This is a genomic window from Cohnella sp. GCM10012308 (assembly GCF_042649185.1).
Classification (GTDB): domain Bacteria; phylum Bacillota; class Bacilli; order Paenibacillales; family Paenibacillaceae; genus Cohnella.
This window is the reverse complement of the sequence record NZ_JBHRYU010000005.1, coordinates 68,661-89,474: the sequence shown is the minus strand read 5'-3', so window position 1 is coordinate 89,474 and position 20,814 is coordinate 68,661. Positions and strand designations below refer to the sequence as shown.

The 20,814-nt window shown below is 58.6% G+C and carries 13 protein-coding genes and 1 other RNA gene; all 14 read right to left on the bottom strand.

The window, feature by feature from the left end; translation table 11 throughout:
- Positions 1-25 precede the first annotated feature (25 nt).
- Positions 26-1,591, bottom strand: a complete 1,566-nt coding sequence (locus tag ACFOTD_RS08595; RefSeq protein ID WP_378117694.1) for a response regulator transcription factor — start codon at positions 1,589-1,591, stop codon at positions 26-28.
- Positions 1,569-3,314: a cache domain-containing sensor histidine kinase gene (locus ACFOTD_RS08590; protein WP_378117692.1), complete on the bottom strand. Its 1,746-nt coding sequence runs from the start codon at positions 3,312-3,314 to the stop codon at positions 1,569-1,571. The genes ACFOTD_RS08595 and ACFOTD_RS08590 overlap by 23 nt, the downstream gene beginning before the upstream one ends.
- 556 nt (positions 3,315-3,870) lie before the next feature.
- Positions 3,871-5,592, bottom strand: coding sequence for a hypothetical protein (locus ACFOTD_RS08585; RefSeq protein ID WP_378117690.1), 1,722 nt, complete (start codon positions 5,590-5,592; stop codon positions 3,871-3,873).
- Positions 5,593-5,594: 2 nt separating this feature from the next.
- Positions 5,595-6,635 carry a glycoside hydrolase family 88/105 protein gene (locus ACFOTD_RS08580; RefSeq protein WP_378117688.1) on the bottom strand — a complete coding sequence of 347 codons (1,041 nt, stop codon included), beginning with the start codon at positions 6,633-6,635 and terminating at the stop codon, positions 5,595-5,597.
- 91 nt (positions 6,636-6,726) lie between these two features.
- Positions 6,727-7,182, bottom strand: a complete 456-nt coding sequence (locus ACFOTD_RS08575) for a GNAT family N-acetyltransferase (protein WP_378117687.1) — start codon at positions 7,180-7,182, stop codon at positions 6,727-6,729.
- A 17-nt stretch (positions 7,183-7,199) separates the two neighbouring features.
- A complete protein-coding gene (locus ACFOTD_RS08570) occupies positions 7,200-7,670 on the bottom strand; it encodes an NUDIX hydrolase (RefSeq protein WP_378117685.1) in 471 nt (156 codons plus the stop codon).
- A 519-nt stretch (positions 7,671-8,189) separates the two neighbouring features.
- Positions 8,190-8,553, bottom strand: a transfer-messenger RNA (tmRNA) gene (ssrA, locus tag ACFOTD_RS08565).
- Positions 8,554-8,825: 272 nt separating this feature from the next.
- Positions 8,826-9,311 carry an SsrA-binding protein SmpB gene (gene smpB / locus ACFOTD_RS08560; RefSeq protein WP_378117683.1) on the bottom strand — a complete coding sequence of 162 codons (486 nt, stop codon included), beginning with the start codon at positions 9,309-9,311 and terminating at the stop codon, positions 8,826-8,828.
- Positions 9,312-9,699: 388 nt separating this feature from the next.
- Positions 9,700-10,635: an aspartate carbamoyltransferase gene (gene pyrB, locus ACFOTD_RS08555; RefSeq protein WP_378117681.1), complete on the bottom strand. Its 936-nt coding sequence runs from the start codon at positions 10,633-10,635 to the stop codon at positions 9,700-9,702.
- A 267-nt stretch (positions 10,636-10,902) separates the two neighbouring features.
- Positions 10,903-14,034, bottom strand: a complete 3,132-nt coding sequence (gene rnr / locus ACFOTD_RS08550; RefSeq protein WP_378117679.1) for a ribonuclease R — start codon at positions 14,032-14,034, stop codon at positions 10,903-10,905.
- Between the two features lie 195 nt (positions 14,035-14,229).
- A complete protein-coding gene (gene secG / locus ACFOTD_RS08545) occupies positions 14,230-14,466 on the bottom strand; it encodes a preprotein translocase subunit SecG (protein WP_378117677.1) in 237 nt (78 codons plus the stop codon).
- Between the two features lie 209 nt (positions 14,467-14,675).
- A complete protein-coding gene (locus ACFOTD_RS08540) occupies positions 14,676-16,283 on the bottom strand; it encodes a catalase (protein WP_378117675.1) in 1,608 nt (535 codons plus the stop codon).
- A gap of 180 nt (positions 16,284-16,463) precedes the next feature.
- Positions 16,464-17,234 (bottom strand): sugar phosphate isomerase/epimerase family protein, encoded by a 771-nt coding sequence (locus tag ACFOTD_RS08535; RefSeq protein ID WP_378117673.1) that lies wholly within the window; start codon positions 17,232-17,234, stop codon positions 16,464-16,466.
- Between the two features lie 770 nt (positions 17,235-18,004).
- Positions 18,005-20,806: an alpha-mannosidase gene (locus tag ACFOTD_RS08530; RefSeq protein WP_378117671.1), complete on the bottom strand. Its 2,802-nt coding sequence runs from the start codon at positions 20,804-20,806 to the stop codon at positions 18,005-18,007.
- Positions 20,807-20,814 lie beyond the last annotated feature (8 nt).

The following is a 20,814-nucleotide window of genomic DNA, read 5'->3' as shown; positions in this document are numbered from 1 at the left end:
CCTTTGTGCAAAATCTTTACTTTGCTTACCGGTAATCCTTCGGGCTGACGCCGACGTACTTTTTGAATATTTTGGAGAAGTACGTGCGATCCGCATACCCCAGCTTTAAGGAAATCATCTCGATGCTCTCTTGCTTGCCCTTGAGCATTTGACACGCCAGCTTCATCTTGAAGCGATGGAGGAAATCCGTAAAGTTCATGCCGGTCTCCAGCTTGAAATACCGCGATAAATAGCTCGGGTTCAAATAAAGATGATGGGCCACGTCGACCAGCGACAGGTTCTCGGACAGATGCGCCGAGAGATAGCGTTCGATCTGCTGGATCTTCGGCTTCCGGTCGACGGGGGGCGTCTTCGTCGCGAACAATTCGCCGATTTTCGTCCGGACGAGATGCATCGTGTCCTCCAGCCGGACGGTCCTGACCAGACATTCGTGAAAGGCGTTATCGCTGTTGCGGTTATCGTCAAGCTCGAGTACCCGGATCCACTGGGACGACCTGAGCTTCCACTCCTCCGGCTCCAAACGCAGATCCGCCGCTTTCTGCTTCATTTGGTCCAGCAAGGACGCAGCCGATTGCTCGTCATGCTCCTTGAAGGCCTTGCGGACCTGCTCCCATTCCGCGCTGACGGCATTCCAAACGTCGCTCGTCCACGGCTTGCCGTCGTAGGACGGCATTTGGCCGAAGGCAGGTCCGTCGTAATAGGACGACCGCCGCCATTCCTTCAGCTTCTTATACTGCTGCCGAAGCGATGCGAGATCTTTGACAGGGCTCCCGTACGTCATGTAGACACCGATGCCCAGATACTCCCTGATCTTGTCCGCCAGCGTCCGCAAGTAAAGTTCGAACGACTCCATCCCTTTCAGGCGTAAGGAGGGCTGGTAGTTGGCCACGCAGACGAAGCCCGCATGCGGATCGATAAAGGTGGTTACCGTCATGGATTCCAGCGGCAGCTCGCCCGATATGTTGCCGATCGCGTACAGAAGCAGGTCCGTGTCCGTATATCGGAACCGGCCGGTAAAGGAGAGATAACGAATCGTGCCGATCGCCATTATAAATTGCGGATGCTTCCAATCGATCCCCAGTCTTTGCCCATAGCCGAGCATGCCGGCGTCGGCGGAGCCGGACATCAGTTTTTGAAAAAAAGGCTGCTTCAGCACTTCCCGGTTTTTGAACAAATCCTGCTTGTACGCCAGCTCCCTGCGGCTCTCCTTTTCTTCCTTAAGGAGTTCGACCGCTTTCTTGAGCGAGTCGCGGAGCTGCTCCGCCGTTAACTCGTCCTTCAGCAAATAATCGACCGCCTCCAGCTTGACCGCGGTCCTGGCGTAGTGAAACTCTCCGTGGCAGGTGAGGAAAATGAGCCGCACTTCGGGGTTCAACCTCTTGCATTCCTGCGCTAGCTCCAATCCGTCCATCCCCGGCATGCCGATATCCGTCACGATCAGATCCGGCGCCGTCTCGCGAAAATGCTGAAGCGCGCGTTTCGCCGAATGGGCCTGCGCGACGATCTCGAGACCAAGCTCCCGCCAGGGGACCAGCTTGGCCAAGTATTTGAGCATGGGCACGTCGTCGTCAACCAGCATCGCTTTGAGCATGCGCATTCTTCCTTTCCAAAGGAATGGAGATCCGGACCTTCAATCCGCCAAGCTCGCCCTGCATCAGGCGCATGTCCGCCTTCATGCCATAGGTCGTCCGCAACCGCCTCAGGACGTTGATCAGACCGACACGTTTATAGTCATCCGCCGAATCGGCGTCCGGCTGCCGCAGCAGCTCGTTAAACGCGTGGAGCCGCTCCTCCTCCATCCCGGACCCGTTGTCCTGGATATCGATCCGGATGCATTCTTCCTCTTGTACGGCCCGAAGCTCGATACGAGGACTGGCGCCTTCGTCCATAAAGCCGTGCACGATGGCATTCTCGACAATGGGCTGAAGCAGCAGCTTCGGCAGGCTGAAGTCCTCGACATCGGCAGAGAGAGGGGTATCGAATTGCAGCTGAATATCGTTTCGCATTTGCATAATCTCTACATAGTGGCCAAGCAGCTTGCACTCGCTGCGCAACGTGGACGATTCGTTAAATTTTAAATAGGCTCTTAAGAGACTCATGAGCGAATCGATTTTTTGGCTGTGCGCCGTATCGTCATGCAGGACCAGGCTGCACTTGATCGAGTTCAGCGTATTAAGCAGAAAATGCGGCCGAATCTGGGAATATAACGCCTGCAATTCGAGGACCCGCTTCTGTTCCTGCTCCTGCTCGATGTCGGCGATCAGCGCATTGATCTGATCCAGCATCCGGTTCAGCGTTCTTCCGAGATCGGCGATCTCGTCGTTCCCATCCGCCTGGAACCGGATGTTCCGGTTGCCGTTGCCGAATTGCTTGACGCCGGTCTGCAGCTTGCGGATCGGTCGATGCAATCGCTTGGCCACATAGAACGAGATGAACAGGAACACGACGCAAAACGGAATGACGATCAAAATCGAGAGGAAAAACGTCCGCGATATTTGCCCGGTGACTTCTTTCTTCGAGTTCGCGTACAAAAGAGACCATCCCGCCTTGGGAATGGCGACCTCGTTCCGAATTTCTCCCGATGCCGAAGCGGCCTCTATGGATTCTGTAATCGGACCGGCGGCGATGAGTTCGCCGTTCGAATCGGTCAGCGCCATGTTGCCCGACATGACCTGGCCGAACAGCTTTTCAAAGTATTTGCTGGAGATCACGATCACGAGGGTGGCCAAATACTGATTGTCGGCCGGATCCTTGAGCGCTCTCGCGACGAAATAGTTGTCCGGCTCCTGTTCGGCATCGTTTTTGATTGTACCCAGCCATTGCAGCACTTTCGGATTGTCCTTGTTGACCCTTCCTTTGACGTCATGCCAACTTTTCTCGACCTGCTCGGGGGTCAGCGTCCAGGTTTCCGATGACTCTGCAATGAAATCGTTTTCATTCGCTACAAACATAAAAATGTCCGTATTCATCGTTTTGACGGACACCTGGCTGAAGAAATCCTTGATTTGCTGATAAGCCGCGTAATTCCGCGAGCTGTCGATGCTTTTGATGGCTTTAAACGTTCGAAGGGGGTCGAGCGCCTGCTTGTCCTGTACGAAAAAATTGGAGGCGTAAGTGATATCGTCGAGCATCTTCTCGATATCCTTCGCCATGACGGTGAGCACCGATTGGTTGCTGAGCTGGATCTTGTCCTTGACGATGCCTTGCGTGATGGAATAGCTGATGAAGGAAATAAACACCATGGGGAGAAAAATCAATACCAAGAACGAGGCCTGGATTTTCGTGTAAAAAGAACGATGAAGGAAATGCCGCATGCCACTCCCACTTCCTTATCCATCTATAATCGCATGAAGTTCCTCTTTTTCCGTTTTCATCTTTTTCGACTTCTTTCGAACAATCCCTGCCTGTATCATAATCGAAAAGCTATGGCTTGCAAGCGTAATCTCATTACGCTTTTGTGCATTATTTTTACGTGCGGCAAACAAAAAGCGCTGGCCTCAGGCGGCCAGCGAATGTAGTTACAGTATAAGAAATCATTTGGCAACCAAATACGCTGTCCGTCTTCATTGATCCCTTAAATCTACAAAAATACCCTCATCTTCTTCAAACACGTCAAAAAACGCCTCAAGAACTTCTGATCTTACATGATCGGGGAGTTGCGTTTGCCGCGTCTTCATCATTACAACCTCGCCTCGCTTATGATCCAGAAATTCTAAATTTGTATAATATCGTAGCAATTTTCTCTAAAAATATAAAGAAAAATCACCATGCGTAGGACAGACGATGTCGACAGGATGGCGTTAGAAAATGAAATAACAAGAAAGCCTCCGAAGCAGCAGCTTGAAGGCTTTCCTCATTCTTTCTATTCATTTACGACATATGCCCCAACAAAGCCGAAGGCAACTGAATCTGATTCTCCTGATATAGCTCGCGTGTCTTCCGCGGCTTCTGCGGCACGGTGATGGCGGCCAGGCCGTCGTCCGTCTGAGCCGACGCCGTCACCCACGATTCGCTCGACTGGATGTCGACGGCCGGCAGCGGCCGAACCTCGCCTAGCGACAGCGTGAAGATCCAGACAGCTTGCTCCAGCGCATGAAAATCGAAATCCCGCTCCTCGCCCGTCGAGATGACGTAGTCCAGGCAGAGGCCTTGTTCGCTTTGTTCCGTCTGCAGCTGAAGTTCGCCATACTCCGAGCGGTCCAGTATTGCCTCCACCTGCAGCGCCGTCTCCCCGATTGCAGTCGCAAACCGGGAGGCCGTTTGTGTCGTCGGCAGCTCCACGTTCGCCGCGTTTCCGCCGAGAAGCAGCCGGATGCGCAGATCCATCGCGCTGAACCTGCCGTTAAGGATGTCCAGATCCTGATGCCACCCGCCGTTGTCCGTCGCAAGGTTAAAGGCGAACAGTGCCATCCCGCGCGACTGCACGCCAGTAAAGATCGCCGAGCAGAAGTCCTTGCCGTCCTTTAAAAACTGGAGCTGGATCGACACTGCATTCCCGCCGCCGCTGTCGACATAGCCGAGCAGATTGCGGCGCTGGTTCCACATGCTGCCCGACGTATAACTGCCGAGCGACAGCCGCTCGTTTTGGTACGTCGTTGCGTAGTTCTGGAAGCCCGTCTCGTCCGCCTTCAGCGTTGGCTCCGTGAAGTAACGCGCCTCCGTTGAGGTGAACAAATAGCGGTACTTTTCAGGGCAACGAATAGGTCCCGGTTCCGGCTTCAATCCTTGCTCCTGCCCCTGCTCCGGCTCTTGACCGAGCGCATTTTGAAGAAAAGCCTTCTCGTTCGGCCTCAGCTGCGTGCTGTACGTCCGACTATGCGGGCCGCTCCATGCGCCCGTCGCAGGATGATAATGCCTCGCGATCATATGCCAGGCCAGGTCCAGCAGCTCCTCCGCGTCCGCAACCGCCCCGGCCGTGCCCGACTCCGCGTATATGCCATGCAGCTCCTCGATGGCGATCGGCGTATAGCACGGGCTGTTGTACTCCGAGAACGTGCCGATAGCCTTCGTATAGTCGCGAAACGTGCGGAGACGCTGCTCGCCATAGCTGCGAATCCCTTCTTGGCCCAGCAGCTCGCCGCCCAGAAGCGTAACAAACGCCCCCATGATGGCGATGTTCGTATAGTGCGGGCCGACATTGCGGATGATGATCGCCTGGCAGGCATGGTACACGGCGCCGCGCAGCTTGTCAATGAGCGAAGGCGGGAGCAGCTCCGCATGATTTTTTAAAATGAGCACGAGCTTCTTGCCGTGAAAATCAGCCATATTCCAGTCGGGACGGTCCATCTCGTCCAGCGACTCCTCGTCGAAATACGGCCAGATCCCGTATGTTGAACGGCTCGAATCCTGGTCCTGCCTGGAGACGACGACTTCCAGGATGTCTGACGCCCGCTTCGCATACGCCTCGCCGCCATATTGCAGCAGGTCGAATGCATAGCAGGTCGCGACATACAGCTCGTAAGCGAAAGGATGCCGATCCGGCTTTAACGCCGTGTGATACGTCTTCGTCATGGGAACCCGAACCAGCTTGACGTCGGCATCATACGCTTTATCCTTTGCTTGAATCGAGGCGAGAAGCTCGGCGCTGCGCATGTCTACTCGCTCCTTTGCGATATTTTCGCGAGCAGCATCAGCACCAGGCCCTGCCCGTACAGGGTCGGATAAGTCGGCACGTCATTTTGGTACGCCTCGATTGTCGGCATCACCGGCGTGCCGCCGGACACTCCGTTGACCAGGCCCTCTTCCGTAATATACGGAACGATCGCGCGATACGTTCGGTCAGCACCGGCCGCGTACTTCTCTTCGTCCGCAATCAGCCTCAGCTCAATCGCCTTCAGTATGCCGTAAGCGATCCCCGCGCTGCCCGAAACTTCTCTGTAAAAGTCCGGCCGGTCCATCACCGTGCTCCACAGCCCATCCGTCTGCTGGTAACCGAGGAGCCCGCTCATGAGGCGGCCATACCGCTCCTTCAGCTCCTGCGGAATGCCGACGAGCCCGTCAATCTCCGCTACGATCATCGGAACGCCGGCGGCAATCCAGGCATTCGCCCGCGTCCAGCGCGCGCCCGACATATGATCGCCCGAGGCGCAGTTCCAGCCGTGGAATAGCACGCCGGGCTGCGGATCCTGCAGCAAACGCAGATGGATCAGCAACTGCTTGAGCGCCTCCTCCGCGTAAACCGCGCTTCCGAGGAGCGAAGCGGTTCGTGCCAGGAACAGCACCGCCATAAATATCGTATCCGCCCATACCTGCTCGGAGAACGCCACGTTTTCCGTCACCGTATGCTCGAAGGCTTCTTCGCGCGTACGCGGCGCTTCATTCAGCAGCCACTCGGCGACGCGCACCGCTTCCTCCTTGAATTTGGCGTCGCCGGTCAGCCGGTATAGCGCAGGAAAGATCGCAAAGGGGGCAATCGAATTGATTACCGTTTTTCCCATGGCCTTCGCTTCATTCCTTTTCACCCAATCCTGCAAATACGCCAGCACCTGAACATCGCTTGTCGCCTCGTAGTATTCCAGCAGCGCAATGACGCCAACCCCCGGGACCCAGTCCCAGTGATCGATGTCCATACCCCAGTTTCCGGAATGATCCTGTATCATCTGCCGCCATACTTTTTCCGCATAGCTTCCGGCCATCGGAGCCCCCGCCCTTCGCCCTCTAGTCACTGACTGTTACTTGCACGGTATGTTCAAGAGGGAGAATAAATACTTCAGGGGGCCGATTTGCTTATAAATCCAACGCCATCGGATCATTGCATAGCGTGTAACCGTTTCGTGCGTAAAATTCCCTGCTCTCTTCGCTCGGCCATACGATGATAAATTCAAACTTGTTCTCCGTCGCCCAATCCCGAATCGCCTCGAGCAGCCGGCTTCCGATTCCCTGCGACCTGTAATCCGGATCTGTATAGACGTTGGTCATGTAGGCAAATGGATACGTGACACGCCCTGGTCGCGGCACCTTGTCGATTAATTGGATGTACATATGCGATGCGATGACGCCTTCAACTTCCGCAATCCAGATGTGCCAACGCTCGCCGGAAATCGCTTCTTCCAGAAACGCTCTGCACTCGGCAGCAAAAAGCTCGAAGTCGTCGCTCATTTCAGGTTGATGCTCCAGCGTGAATTCCCATCGCATGCGAATGAGCGAATCGATGTCTTCCGCATACGCTTGTCTGATGCGCATGTCCGGCTCCTCCGTTTCTATGCAACGCTGCTGTCCAACCATCGAGAAGCAAGCTCTAAAATGGTGCGGTCTCTAAGAACCATGAATCTCGTAGAATAGTCCTCGCAGTTTTCGATCGGAAATCGCATTTTAGCAATAGCTTCTTCGCAGCTCATCCATCTCACTTGCATGCCTAACTGAACTTCTTCTTCAGATAGCTCCACGCCCCTCTGTTGACTCGCTGCCTTAGCGATAAAGCAATAGGATCGTTGCATAAATTGATTTTTAAATTTATGCTCGTCGATATACCCAAGCGCGTGAACGACAACAGCATCGTAACCCGTTTCTTCCCTGATCTCGCGCAAGAATGCCGCTTCTTTGTCCTCATTCTCCTCCAGACCGCCGCCAGGGAGCTTGTAAAGGTTGAGCGCCGTCATTTCCATCATGGCAACCTGCCCATTCTCATTGAAGAGAATGCCTCTGGACGCAAATCTGGATACTTCATTCAATATTCGAGGTTCCCCGCTTAGAACGTCGCTGTCCGTTATGCCAATTATGAGTTGCAAGAGCAAAGTCCCTCCAAATAAGTTCAATATTTCTTTCCAGCTATAGATTCCAATCGATTATATTTACATCCCATGGCGTTCGCAAATAAAATTTCACAGCAATCCCGGAAGGCTCGGAGCGCGTGATGGCGGAGGCAAGAGAGTAATCCCTGCGCGCGGTCGAACCCCGATGTCCTCCTTCGGAATGGGGGCAGCGCCTAGCCCCTCGGGTCCACGCAAAAAAGCCAGCCTCTCGCGGCTGGCTTTGATGATGGTTGAGCCGAGGGGAGTATATGATTCCTGATTAAAATGACTGACGAAGCTGATTCGACGAAGTAGAGCGCAGCGGTGGAATCAGATGCCGTGCTCGTCCGCTTCGCTCCCTGCGCGCGGTCGAACCCCAATGTCCTCTTCGGACTGGGGCAACGCCTAGCCCCTCGGTTCCACGCAAAAAAGCCAGCCTCTCGCGGCTGGCTTTGATGATGGTGGAGCCGAGGGGAGTCGAACCCCTGTCCGAAGATAACGCAACATAAGCTTCTACGGGTGTAGTGACAGATTTGATGTCACCCTAGAGACTCCCTGTCACCGGATTCCCTTCGGGTCAGCCTGATTGTCTTCTTCAGCTAGCCCCAGGCGGAGACTAGGCAGCGTATCCCACTAGAGTTGAGCCCCTATCCCGCCACATGGGCGATGGAAGGTAGGAGCACGAGAGCAGTTTCTTAGGCTGCTACAGCGTAGGTTGGTTGTTGTTTGCCAGTTAATTGGCTTCCGCGTTGGTGAAGCAGCCGCAGCCCTACTACCCGCTACTCATGTCCGAACTACCCCCGTCGAATCCATAAACGGCCCCTAAATAAAAGCGAAGCCCTCGCGGCGGACCAACAGTCGGCCGGCGAACGGATCTTCAGGCGCCATCTCCCTAATGTAGCGAAGATCGGCGAGTGCGAACACGGTGCATAAAACAAACCGTATCGGTGGAACTTCTATAGTATAGCACACCCCGCCGCCAAATACCGCACGGCATTGCTGGGATGGATGGCGATGACTGCCTGATTCGGCCAATCAGCGGAAAAACAGCTGTAAGCTCCGCAGAAATCCTCGGTCAGCACACCTTACGCCGTCTTACCTTGCGACCTTCTGCTTCTCGCGCAATGCCCGTTGGATATCGCGCTCGGCATCCTTTTTGGCGGCGGACTCGCGCTTGTCGTAGTTCTTCTTGCCTCGGCCGAGGCCCAGAAGGCACTTGGCGTAACCGTTGCGGGTATACACCTTAAGCGGTACGATCGTATAACCCTCTTGCTTGGAAGCGCCGATCAGCTTGCGAATCTGCGCCTTGTGCATGAGCAGCTTGCGCGTGCGCGTCGGGTCGGTCGGATTGTGCCGGTTGCCCTGTTCGAACGGACTGATATGCATGTTGTGCAGAAAAATCTCGCCATTCCGAATAGTAGCGAATGCATCGCCCATATTGGCTCTGCCGCCCCGGAGCGACTTGATCTCGGTGCCGGTCAGCACCATGCCCGCTTCAAACGTATCCTCGATGAAGTAGTCATGCGAAGCCTTCCTGTTCTGCGCGAGCGGCTTGTCGAACTGGTCCTTGCCCTTCACCATGCTGCTTCACCTCACGGATTCCATTTTGGTCGGACTCTCATTATAGCATGCGTTTCCAGCCGCTCACAACTATGTCGCCTAAGAGTGGAGCAGCATGTTATCCATCATAAAGTACCCGATTCGCGCCAAACGATAACTTTGGTCCGTTATTCGTTACTATGCGGACACAGGAGCTGTTATTCCCCCCGAAATCGCCTATTTCAGCGCTGTTGCGGACAAGAGGTACGCTATCCTCCGTCAAAAAGGGGTAATCAGAAAGAATGCCTTCACGTAACGGATCCTGTGTCCGCAACCAAGCTAATCATGACACCTTTTCAAAAATTAGCGTCCTCTGTGTCCGATGCGAAAAGATAAACGCCGGAGAATGTCTCCGGCGTCGATTGATGATTTATTCTGCTTGCAGCGCCCTGTCGATGAGCGCCATGCGGATGTAGAGACCGTTCTGCGCCTGACGGAAGTACGCGGCACGCGGGTCCGCATCCACTTCTTCGGCGATCTCCCCGGCTCTCGGCAGCGGATGAAGTACGATCGCGTCCCGGCGCATACGGTTCATCAACTCGGCGTCGACGATATATTGTCCGGCCGCCTTGTCGTATTCCTCCGGAGAAGGGAAACGCTCCTTCTGAATCCGCGTCTGATACAGCACGTCCACCGATCCTGCCACAGCGTTCAAGTCCGTCGTTTCCTCGTAGTGCACGCCCTTGTCGTCCATATAGTGCTTGACCGACGGCGGGATCGGTACGTTTTCAGGAGAGATGTAGTAGATCTTGACGTCCTTGAAATTGGCGAGAATGTAGCTCAGGGAGTGTACCGTCCGTCCATATGCCAGGTCTCCCACCATCGCGATGCTCAGGCCGTCGAGGCTGCCGCATTCCTTTTGAATCGTATAAGCGTCCAGGAGTGCCTGCGTCGGGTGCTCGCCCGCGCCGTCGCCCGCGTTAAGGACCGGTACGCCCGACACCGCAGCCGCGCGCTTCGCCGCCCCGATCTCCGTATGACGCATCACGATGAGGTCGCTGTAGCCCGTGATGATGCGGATCGTATCCTCGAGCGTCTCTCCCTTGATGGCGGACGAGAATTGTGCCGCGTTCTCCGTCCCGATGACGCTGCCGCCCAGACGGTTCATCGCCGACTCGAATGACAGCCGCGTCCGCGTGCTCGCCTCGAAGAACAGCGTCGTCATAATGCGCCCGGCATGACGCCGATCGCCCCCTGCACGAACGACGTCCTCCATCGACCGCGATGCCGCGAACAACTCCTCAAGCTCGCTCCGCGAGAACTGCTTGGCCCCTAGCACATGATACAGCTTGTCCTGCACTGCCATCACTTAGTTCCTCCCGTCGACGCTGCCTCGCGTCCATGTTTACCATGATCTATCCTAGCGGATTGCCCCGGGATTGTCTAATGGGATTTGTGCGATAAAGAGATGGATTTCGGCAGTCATTTTGTTGACTGACGACATACTTGGGACGATGCGCGTAGCTGAGGCCGTTAATGTGTTGATCTACGTGCACACTTGAGCATACTTGGGAATGTTAAGGGCTCCACGCAAAAAAAAGAAGCCCGCCGCGGCTGCGGCAAGGCTTCATTATTATTGTTCCGGCGTTGGCGATGGCGTCGGCTTGGCGCCCGGCGCCTTCGGCTTGCGCCGGCGGCGCGGCTTGGCTGCGCCTTCGGGCTTCACGCCCTCCGGCGCGCTCTTGGCGCCGGCGGAGGCGGATGCCGCCGCCGTCTGCGCGGCGGCTTTGGCGCGCGCGCTGCGCCCGGCATCGCCCGGCTGCGCGCCGCCCTTGCTCTGCGCAGCGCCCTGCTGCGGACGGCCGCCCGGGCCCGGCTTGCCGCCGAAGCGGCCGCCTCGGCCACCGGGACCGCCGCCGCCTGGACCCGGCCTGCCGCCGGAGCGGTTGCCCCCGCTGCGGCCGTGGCCGAGCGCGCTGCGCTCGCGGCGCAGCTGGCTCTTCTCGCCGTAGAAGCGCTCCTCGTCGTCATCGTGCGCATACTTGCGCGTCGTGAACGGGAGGCCCCACATGTCGAGCTTCGGACCGCGCTTGCTCTTCTGCGTCGGCGCCGGCACATAGTCCGGCGAATCGCGGTTCACGTCGACCGGCTCGCGGTCGCGATCGCGCCGCGGCGGGAATCCCGCATCGCTGCCCGAACCGATCATCTCCTCGCTGGCCAGCCCCGCTCCGCGGCGCTGCGGTTGCGGCAGCTGCACCGCCGATTGCTCGAACTCGCCGAGCTCGCTTTGCATCGGCGATTCGTCGCGCTCGTCGCTCGCTACGTCCACGCGACCGCCGCGACCGCGCTTGCCGCCGCCCGGCTTCGCGCCGGCGGCCACAAATGGCGGCGCCGCATGCCCGGCTCCTGCGCCGGCACCGCGATCCCCGCGGGCGCCGCTGCGACGCCCGCCGCCTTCGCCGCGCGCCGCGCCTCCGCGGCTGCCTTCCGCCGCCGGCGATTCCCCGCCGCCGCGGCGTTTCTTGCCCTTGCGCGCGCCCGCGAACCCGCCGGCGCCGCCTTGTCCCCCATTGCCTCGATGGCCCGCTCCGCCGCCCTTGTTCTCGCTGCGCGGCTTCATGCCGACCACTTCGAAGTCGATGTTATAATCGTCCATGTTCACCCGTCCCACTCTGATCCGCACTTCGTCTCCCAATCGGTACACCTTGCTCGTGCGCTCGCCGAGCAGCGCCATCTGGCGCTCGTCGAAGTGGTAGTAGTCGTCGCTCATCTCGCCGAGACGAACAAGACCCTCCACCGTATTGTCGAGCACGATAAACATCCCGAAGCCGGTCACGCCGCTGATGATGCCGTCGTATTCCTCGCCGATCTTGTCCAGCATGAACTCGGCCTTCTTCAGCTTGCTCGTGTCGCGCTCCGCATCGACGGCCACGCGCTCTCTCTCCGACGACTGCTGCGCGATGTCCGGCATGCGCGCCGCCCATTGCTCGAGGCGTTCCTCCGGCAGTGTTCCTCCGTTCTCCAGCACCTCTCGCATGACGCGATGGATGACCAGGTCCGGATAACGACGGATCGGGGACGTGAAGTGCGTGTAAAATTCGGCCGCGAGCCCGAAGTGTCCGAGACTCTGCGAATCGTATTTGGCTTGTTTCATCGAACGCAGCATCATCGTGCTGATGACGTTCTCTTCCTTGGTGTCGCGAATCTGCTCCAGCAGATCCTGAAGCGCGCGCGGATGCACGGAATTGCCCTTGCCGCGCACCGTATAGCCGAGGTTCGAAGCGAACTGAACGAACGTCAGCAGCTTCTCGCTGTCCGGATCCTCGTGAATCCGGTACAGGAACGGCACCTTCAGCCAGTGGAAATGCTCAGCCACAGTCTCGTTCGCCGCCAGCATGAATTCCTCGATGATCTGCTCGGCGATCGAGCGCTCGCGCTTGACGATGTCGACCGGCTTGCCTTCTTCGTCCACGATGACCTTGGACTCCTCGAAGTCGAAGTCGATCGCGCCGCGGCGCATCCGGCTGTCCCGCAGGGACAGTGCGAGCTCGCGCATCGTACGGAACGTCTCGACCAGCGGCGCATACCGCTCCATCTGCTCCGGATCCTCGTCGATGAGGATCTTGCGGACGTTGGTGTAGGTCATGCGTTCCGTCGTCTTAATGACGCTGGTGAAAACGTCGTGGCGGACCCGCTTCATCGTGCCGGCCTCGAACTCCATCTCGCAGGACATCGTCAGGCGATCCACCTTGGGATTCAGCGAGCAGATGCCGTTGGACAGCCGGTGCGGAAGCATCGGGATAACGCGATCGACGAGATACACGCTGCAACCGCGGTTGTACGCTTCCTCGTCAAGCCGGGACTTGTCCTTCACATAATAGCTGACGTCCGCGATATGAACGCCGAGCACATAGTTGCCGTTCGGCAGCCGCTCCACGTTTACCGCGTCGTCCAAGTCCTTGGCATCCTCGCCGTCGATCGTCACGATCGTCTTGCCACGCAGGTCGCGCCGGCCCTGGGCGACGATCTCTTCCTCGGAGATGGCGTCCGGCGCGGCTTCCGCCTCGGTGTTCACCTCGTCCGGGAACTTCTCGGGCAGACCGTGCTTGCGGATAATGCTCAGGATGTCGACCCCCGGGTCGTCCTTGTGTCCGAGCACCTCGACGATCTCGCCTTCGGCGGCCGCCTTGCCCTCCGGATAGTGCACGATGTCGGCCACGACTTTCTGTCCGGTTACCGCACCTTTAAAATTCGCCGGGCGAACATAAATTTCCTTGTTAATGCGCTTGTCGTCCGGAATCACGAGACCGTAGCTCTCTTGATGCTCGAACACGCCGACGACCTGCGTGACGGCGCGGCTGACGATCTTCACGACTTCGCCTTCCATGCGGCTGCCGTCGTGGTTCTTGGACGTGATGCGGCCGAGTACGATATCGCCGTTCATCGCGCCCTTGAGATCGTTGGCATTAATATAGAGATCGGGATGTCCCTCCTGCTCGGGCAGCAGGAAGGCGAAGCCCTTCGCGTGCACCTGCAGACGGCCCCGCAGCAGATTCATCTGTTCGGGCAGGCCGTAGCGCTGCGCGCGGGAACGCATGATTTTCCCCGCTTCTTCCATCTCCGTCAACAGACGCAGGAATGACTTGAACTCTGCGGCGTCCGTAATCTCGAAGCGCGCTTCGAGCTCCTTGTACGTGAGCGGCTTGTAGTCTGGATTCTTCATCATCTCGAGCAGCTCCTGCTCGCTCCACGATGGCACTGGCATCACCTCATCTTCCAATAGTATACACGATTTAGCGGTGAGCCAATCGGAGCGCAGCAAGATGTCCCGAACCAAATATAGCTACGGTACGGGACGGGGTGGGACAACGCAAGCAGGCACTTGGTAAATCGGACCAGCGCGATTCGCGATACAAAAAAAGCGGGAAGCCCGTGCTTCCCGCTTTGAACGACATTGCAATTACGCACTCACGACGTAAGCAACGACCAAGGACAGAACGAAAAATCCGACTGCCAGCACGATCGTCATCCGTTGAAGGAACAGATCCAGTCCTCGTGCCTTCTGCTTGCCGAACAAGTGCTCCGCACCGCCGGAGATGGCGCCCGACAGGCCCGCGCTCTTGCCGCGCTGCAACAATACGGTGCCGATCAGACCGAGCGAGAAAATGACCAGTACGATTTTCAAAGCGATTTCCACTGCTTCCACCCCCCGTGATGCCGGAACACTGAGAATCGGTTCAATAGGCATAAAACGTTAGTTTCATAATAGCACAAGCCCCTCGAACGTAGCAACCATAGCTTTAAAGGAACGGAAAGCCCAGCCGCCGATCATGCCGGATGCTGGGCTTTCTGCTGCCGCACTAGTCGTCCTGTGCAACGGTACCCGTCAATTCCCGCCGGTACAGGTCAATATCCGTCCGTCTCCCCGCCCAGCTTCTTCGCCGCTTCGACGCCGGCATCGGACGCGGCCGTTCCCGTAGCCGGATTGCCCTGCTGCTGTCCGCCCGCCTCCAGCCCCTCGCGCACGCGGCGGCCGTAGTCCGGATCCGCTTGCGTGAAGTAGCCGATCATCCGCTCGCGGATATCCGCCTTACAGATGCTGAGGTTCGCCACCAGGTTCGCAATCAGCTCGTCGCGCTCCCAATCTTCGAATGCGCGGTACGTATCGCCCGCCTGCTTGAAATCGTTCGGCCGGTCGATCTTCTGCCGCACGAGCTTGGCATTGTACGCAGGCTCATGATCCTTGCCAGTCTTGGGCGCTTCCTTCAGCCCGCCGAGCGAAGAAGGCTCATAGTTGACGTGCGGGCTCTGTCCCGGCGCAGCATCGACGTTGTACGCCATCTGGCCGTCCCGCTGGTTCGTCGCGACATGTGTCTTGGGCGCGTTGATCGGCAGCTGCAGATAGTTCGTGCCGACGCGGTGCCGCTGCGTGTCCGAATAGGAGAATGTCCGCCCTTGCAGCAGCTTGTCGTCGGAAAAGTCGAGGCCGTCCACAAGCACGCCCGTGCCGAATGCGGCCTGCTCCACTTCCGCGAAGTAGTTGACCGGATTGCGGTCGAGCACCATCTTGCCGACGGGCAGCATCGGGGCCACGTCCTCGGGCCACAGCTTGGTCGGGTCGAGCGGATCGAAGTCGAGCTCGGGATGCTCGTCGTCGCTCAGAATCTGCACCCGCAGCTCCCACTCCGGATATTCCCCTTTTTCGATCGCTTCATATAAATCCTGCGTGGCATGGCTGTAGTTCTTGCTGACGATCTTGTCGGCATCGGCCTGCGTCAGGTTGCGGATCGGCAGCTTTAGCGGCTCAAAGTGGTATTTGACCAGCACGCCGACGCCTTCCATATTGACCCATTTGTACGTATTGACGCCTGCGCCCTGCATCTGCCGGTAGTTCGCCGGGATTCCCCAGGGGGAAAACAGGAACGTGGCCATATGCGTAGCTTCGGGCGAAAGCGAGAGGAAATCGAACATCCGCTCCATATTGTTGACGTTCGTCACCGGGTCCGGCTTGAACGCATGCACCATATCGGGAAACTTCAGCGGATCTCGGATAAAGAAAATCTTGAGGTTGTTGCCGACGAGGTCCCAGTTGCCGTCCTCCGTGTAGAACTTGACCGCGAAGCCGCGCGGATCGCGCAGCGTTTCCGGGGAGTGTCCGCCGTGCACGACGGTCGAAAAGCGAACGAAAACCGGTGTCCGCTTGCCCGCCTCCTGGAACAGTTTCGCACGCGTGTACTTCGAGACGGGTTCTTCTCCTGCTTTACCGTATGCCTCGAAATAACCATGCGCCCCGGCGCCGCGCGCGTGAACGACGCGTTCGGGGATGCGTTCGCGGTCGAAATGCGTGATTTTCTCGAGGAAATGATAGTTTTCCAGCGTTGTCGGTCCTCTGCTGCCCACCGTGCGCACGTTCTGGTTATCCGTAATCGGATGTCCCTGGCGATTGGTCAGCGTCATGTCCGCTTCCGCGCCTTGCTGCTGTTGTGCGCCGCTCTTATTCGTCTCGTCCGCCATTTCTCGGTCACCTCTATAAGTAAGAATGAATCGCTATTCTTACTCTATCCCTGGACTGGCAGGATATGCATGAAGATGGTATGAATTCCGGATGAAGGGGAGGTGAAGAATGACGCGCGCACGGCAAAAAGCCCGGCCGTCGGGCCGGGCTTGTCGGGACATTTAAACGCGTAAGCCGGATTAGATCCAGCCGCGCTCCTTAAACCATGCGAAGTTCAGCTTCGCGCTCTCGAGCGAGTTCACGTCGTACTGCTCCTGCTCGATGATGACGTACTCGACGCCGGCCTTCTCGGCGGCTGCCAGCGCGGAATCCCAATCGACCGAGCCCTTGCCGATCTCCGTGTCCTTGCCGTCGTCCTTGAAGTCCTTGGCATGCACGAGCGGCAGCCGACCGGCATATTTCTCGATGTAGGCGGCAGGGTCTTGGCCCGCGACCTTCACCCAGCCGAGGTCGAACTCGCCAACCAGTTCTTCGGCCGACAGTTGCTCGAACAGGTGATCGATGACCAGCTTGCCGTCCTGAGCCGGCTTGAATTCGAACGCGTGGTTGTGATAGCCGAATTCAAGGCCTGCTTCGCGAACGATCGCGGAAGCGCGCTTCAGCGTGTCTGCGAAGTTGTTCACGTCTTCGACGGACGGATTTTCGGCCAGCGGGAACCACGGCACGACGAAGCGCTTAACGCCAAGTTCCTTGTAATAAGCGACCTTCTCGTTCAGGTCGGACTCGAACTTGTCCGGCTCCTGCACGTTCAGGCCGACGTGCGCCGAGTTGACGTTCAGGCCGGCGTCAGCCAGCGCCTTCTTCAGGTTGGCGGCGGAAACGCCGTAGTTGCCCGCCAATTCAACGTTCTTGTATCCGATCTCGGCGATCTCGCGGATCGTGCCGAGGAAGTCCTTCTCGCTGCGGTCGCGTACGGAGTAAAGCTGGATGCCCACTTGCGGCTTGCTCATGATTCATTCCTCCATATTCGGATTAATCGATTCGGCGCTTTGCGCGCCGTTCACCTTCTCGTCCTTCTCCATTATAGGCGCTTGGCGGGAGCGCTTACGAGACCGTTATTTGCTCATTTTATATGGCATTTGGACCCTGCTTCGCGCAGGGGGCGCCGGGATTGGCGCCGTCGATATCTTTAGCGAAGCCTGGCATGCCTATGCAGCTGGCGTCCTTATATGGAAGAAACCGTCAGGGAAGATCCAGATCCCTGACGGTCCTTTTAGTTTTTTGGCGATTATCCGAATCTGGATTCGCAATGCCTGCAAATATACATCTATTTTAGCCGCCGTCGCCCCTATTGGATAGGATAGATGCAAAAACGCAGTTAATTTCCTCAAACAGCCGGATTTCCGGCTTGCGCTTTGAATTTACCTGCATATTTGCATGAATTTCATCCGATGTCGTAGTTCGGTGGGAAATACATGTACAAATGCAGGTTTTTTAAATCCGCCAACCTCCGACAAGCGCCTCCGCCACGCCTAACGCACGCTTACCTGTCCACGAATCGCCGCCGCTCGAGTAAGAATTACTTAGGCTGCCCGGTCGGGTCGCCGGCAAAAAGCTCTGACGGAGACTACTTGCGCCGCTCAGCCTGCCTGCGATCCAAAAGTGGCTCTGCTTGAGACTACTTGGCGGACCATAATCGGTTGGCACGCTAAAGTAGCTCTGTCGGAGACCACTTGCGAAACTAAAGCCAGCCTGCCAACTAAAGTGGCTCCAGTTGAGACTACTTGGCGAGCCCCGGCGCCGTCCCACGGATGCCCAGCGTGAAAATCTCGCAGGCGCCCAGCGTGCGGACAAGCGCTTCGCCGTCCGCTGCAGGGGCGACTTCCGCCCCGCGCCGCTCGAGCACGTCGCTCTCGTAGAACGACTTGGCAGTCGCCGCTACGCGCAGCTCGGCCGCCTCAGGCCGCATGTTGAACCATCGGACCATCAGGTCCCCGCTCTCCTCGCCGATCGCGGCGGAGGAGAAGGCAACGCCTTCGCCTTCCCAGCTCAGCAGCTGCCCGGCGGCAGTCAGCGGGCCCTCGTGCACGCCGGTCTGCGCCAGCGTCCAAGGCGCCTGAAACTGATATGCCGCCGCATATGCGCCGTCCGTCGCGCCGTCGCCGCCATGCGGAACGAGCAGCAGCTCGGTCGTATGCACGCCCAGGCACTGGGCTTCCGGCGTCGGGAAGACGCCCCAGTCGCCCAGCTCGGCGACCGACCGCAGCAGCGTCACCGCGATCGTGCCGCGTCCGTCGCGAAGCACCTCGTACTCGTTCAGGCCAAGGTTCGCGACCGTCAGGCCGAAGGCTTCGCCGTCCGCGACGTCCACGAACGCCTGCTGATGCTGCGCGTTGCTTGGGTTGCGCCACTCGGCCGCAGGCTCGGTATCGCGGCGCGCGATCTCGAAGATCGCGTCCGCCAGATGCGTCGACGCCTGAATATCCGTCGGGAACAACGCCCGGACGCGATGATCCTTGGCGCGGTTGTCGATCGTCGTCCGGATGCCCACGCCGCGGCCCGAGCGCTCCAGGCTGACGACGGTCCGAATCTCCATCGGCACCGTCTCCGCCACGCGCTGCGCCTTGCGTTCGGGGAAGTAAACGGCTTCCCGCTTCTCTTCCTCGAACAGCGCGTCCGCCGAAGCGGGCACGGCCCAGCGGTGCACGATCTCGATCGCGCCGCGATGCGCCTCGTCCTCCAGAACCCGGATGTCGGCCGCCAGGCCGCGCGTGGTCAGCGCCGCCTCGCCTTCCGGCTGCCGGTACATGTACTCGTTGCCGATGTCGCCGGTGTCCTCGTAGACGAGCAGATCACGGTAGGTCCGCCCGGTCTGCTTGTCCGTCACGGCCAGCGTGCCGTCGTCCGCGATTTCGACGCGCAGACGTTCGCTTTCCAGGGTACGCTCGCCGCTGACGAGCGAAGCGTCCGAAGACGCCATAGCCTTTCCGCCAACAGCTTTACCGCCAGCAGCCTCACCGGCATTCTCCCCGGCAGCAGCAGCCTTGACCCAAGCGTAAGCCTTCCATCCGAGCGCCGGCACGTCCGCCGCCTCGAACGTCAGCTTGACGCGCCGCGTCCAGTAAGGCTGGCGGAACTTGTCGTCCGGCAGATCGTAGCCGAACTGCAGGCCGAGATCTGCCGTCTGGCAGGACACGGCACGTCCGTCCCCGTCCACCAATACGCGTCCGCCGATGTCGAGCGCCTTCATGCGGCGCTTCATCTCCTCGGGCGGGACGCCGTCGCGGTAGTAGATGCGCTCGACGTCGAGCTCGAGCTCGACCGTGCCGGTACGCGGCCAGCCGGTCGTGTTGAACGCCACGAGCGGCAGCGCGTCGGCGCCGTAACGGGCGAATGCCGACGTATCCACGGCATCCGCCGCGGCCCGCTTGCTGTCGTCGATGATCGCCTCGGCGACGTGCCGGCTTTTATCGAACCGGGTCACCATCTCGCGATGGACCTCGTCGACGCTGCAGCCGCAGATGCTGTCGTGCGGATGGTTCTGCATGAGCGTCTTCCACGCGTAGGTCAGCAGGTGATGCGGGTAGGCTTCGCCGACGCCGTGCGCGATCGCGGCCAGCGGCTCCGCCACGCGCTCCAGCAGCGCTTGTCCCAGCTGGTTCATCTGCTTGAGGTATACGCGGGCGGAAGCCGTATTGACGAGCGTCGACCAGCCGTCGGTGCGCTGGCTGCGCAGCTCGCCCTTGACGACCGACAGGTTATCGCCGAGCGACTGCCTGACCGACGCCAGATAATCCTCGAAGCTCGAATGCACGAACTTCGTGTCCGGATACAGCTCGCGGGCGACGCGAATCGCCTCGGGCAGGTCCGTCTGGATCGGCTGGTGGTCGCAGCCGTTCATATAGAGCAGCTGGCCGGTCGACGCATAACGCTCCGCATCCGCCAGCTTGCGATCCCAGTAGGCCTTCGCTTCCGCCGCGTCTACAGGCACTTCGTTGCCGTTGCTGTACCAGTTGGCGAACAGAATGCCGAGCACGCGCGACCCGTCCGGCCCTTCCCAGACCAGCTCGGAGAACGACGATTCGTATTCCGAATCGGCCACCGTGTTGTTGAAGCCCGTCGGCTTCACGCCGCGTCCGAACACGGCGTTGTCGATGTCCGCCTGCTTCATGATCTGCGGCGCCTGACCGATGTTGCCGAACGTGTCGGGGAAGTAGCCGACCTTCGAGATCGTCCCGTACCGCGCGGCGTCGCGGTGCCCGATGAGCAGGTTGCGCAGGTTGGCCTCGCCGCTCGTCAGGAACGCGTCCTGCAGAATGTACCAGGGCCCGATATGAATCCGGCCTTCGTGGATCAGCTTCTCCAGCCGTTCCCGGCGCTCCGGACGCACCTGAAGATAGTCCTCCAGGATGATCGTCTGGCCGTCGAGGAAAAAGCTGCGGTACTCCCCGTCCCGCTCCAGCGTGTCCATCAGCGTATCCATCAGGCGGATCAGGCGGACGTGATGCTTTTCATAAGGTAAATACCATTCGCGGTCCCAGTGGGTGTGCGAGATGATATGGGCGGTTCTTTTTTGCTCCAAAATGATTC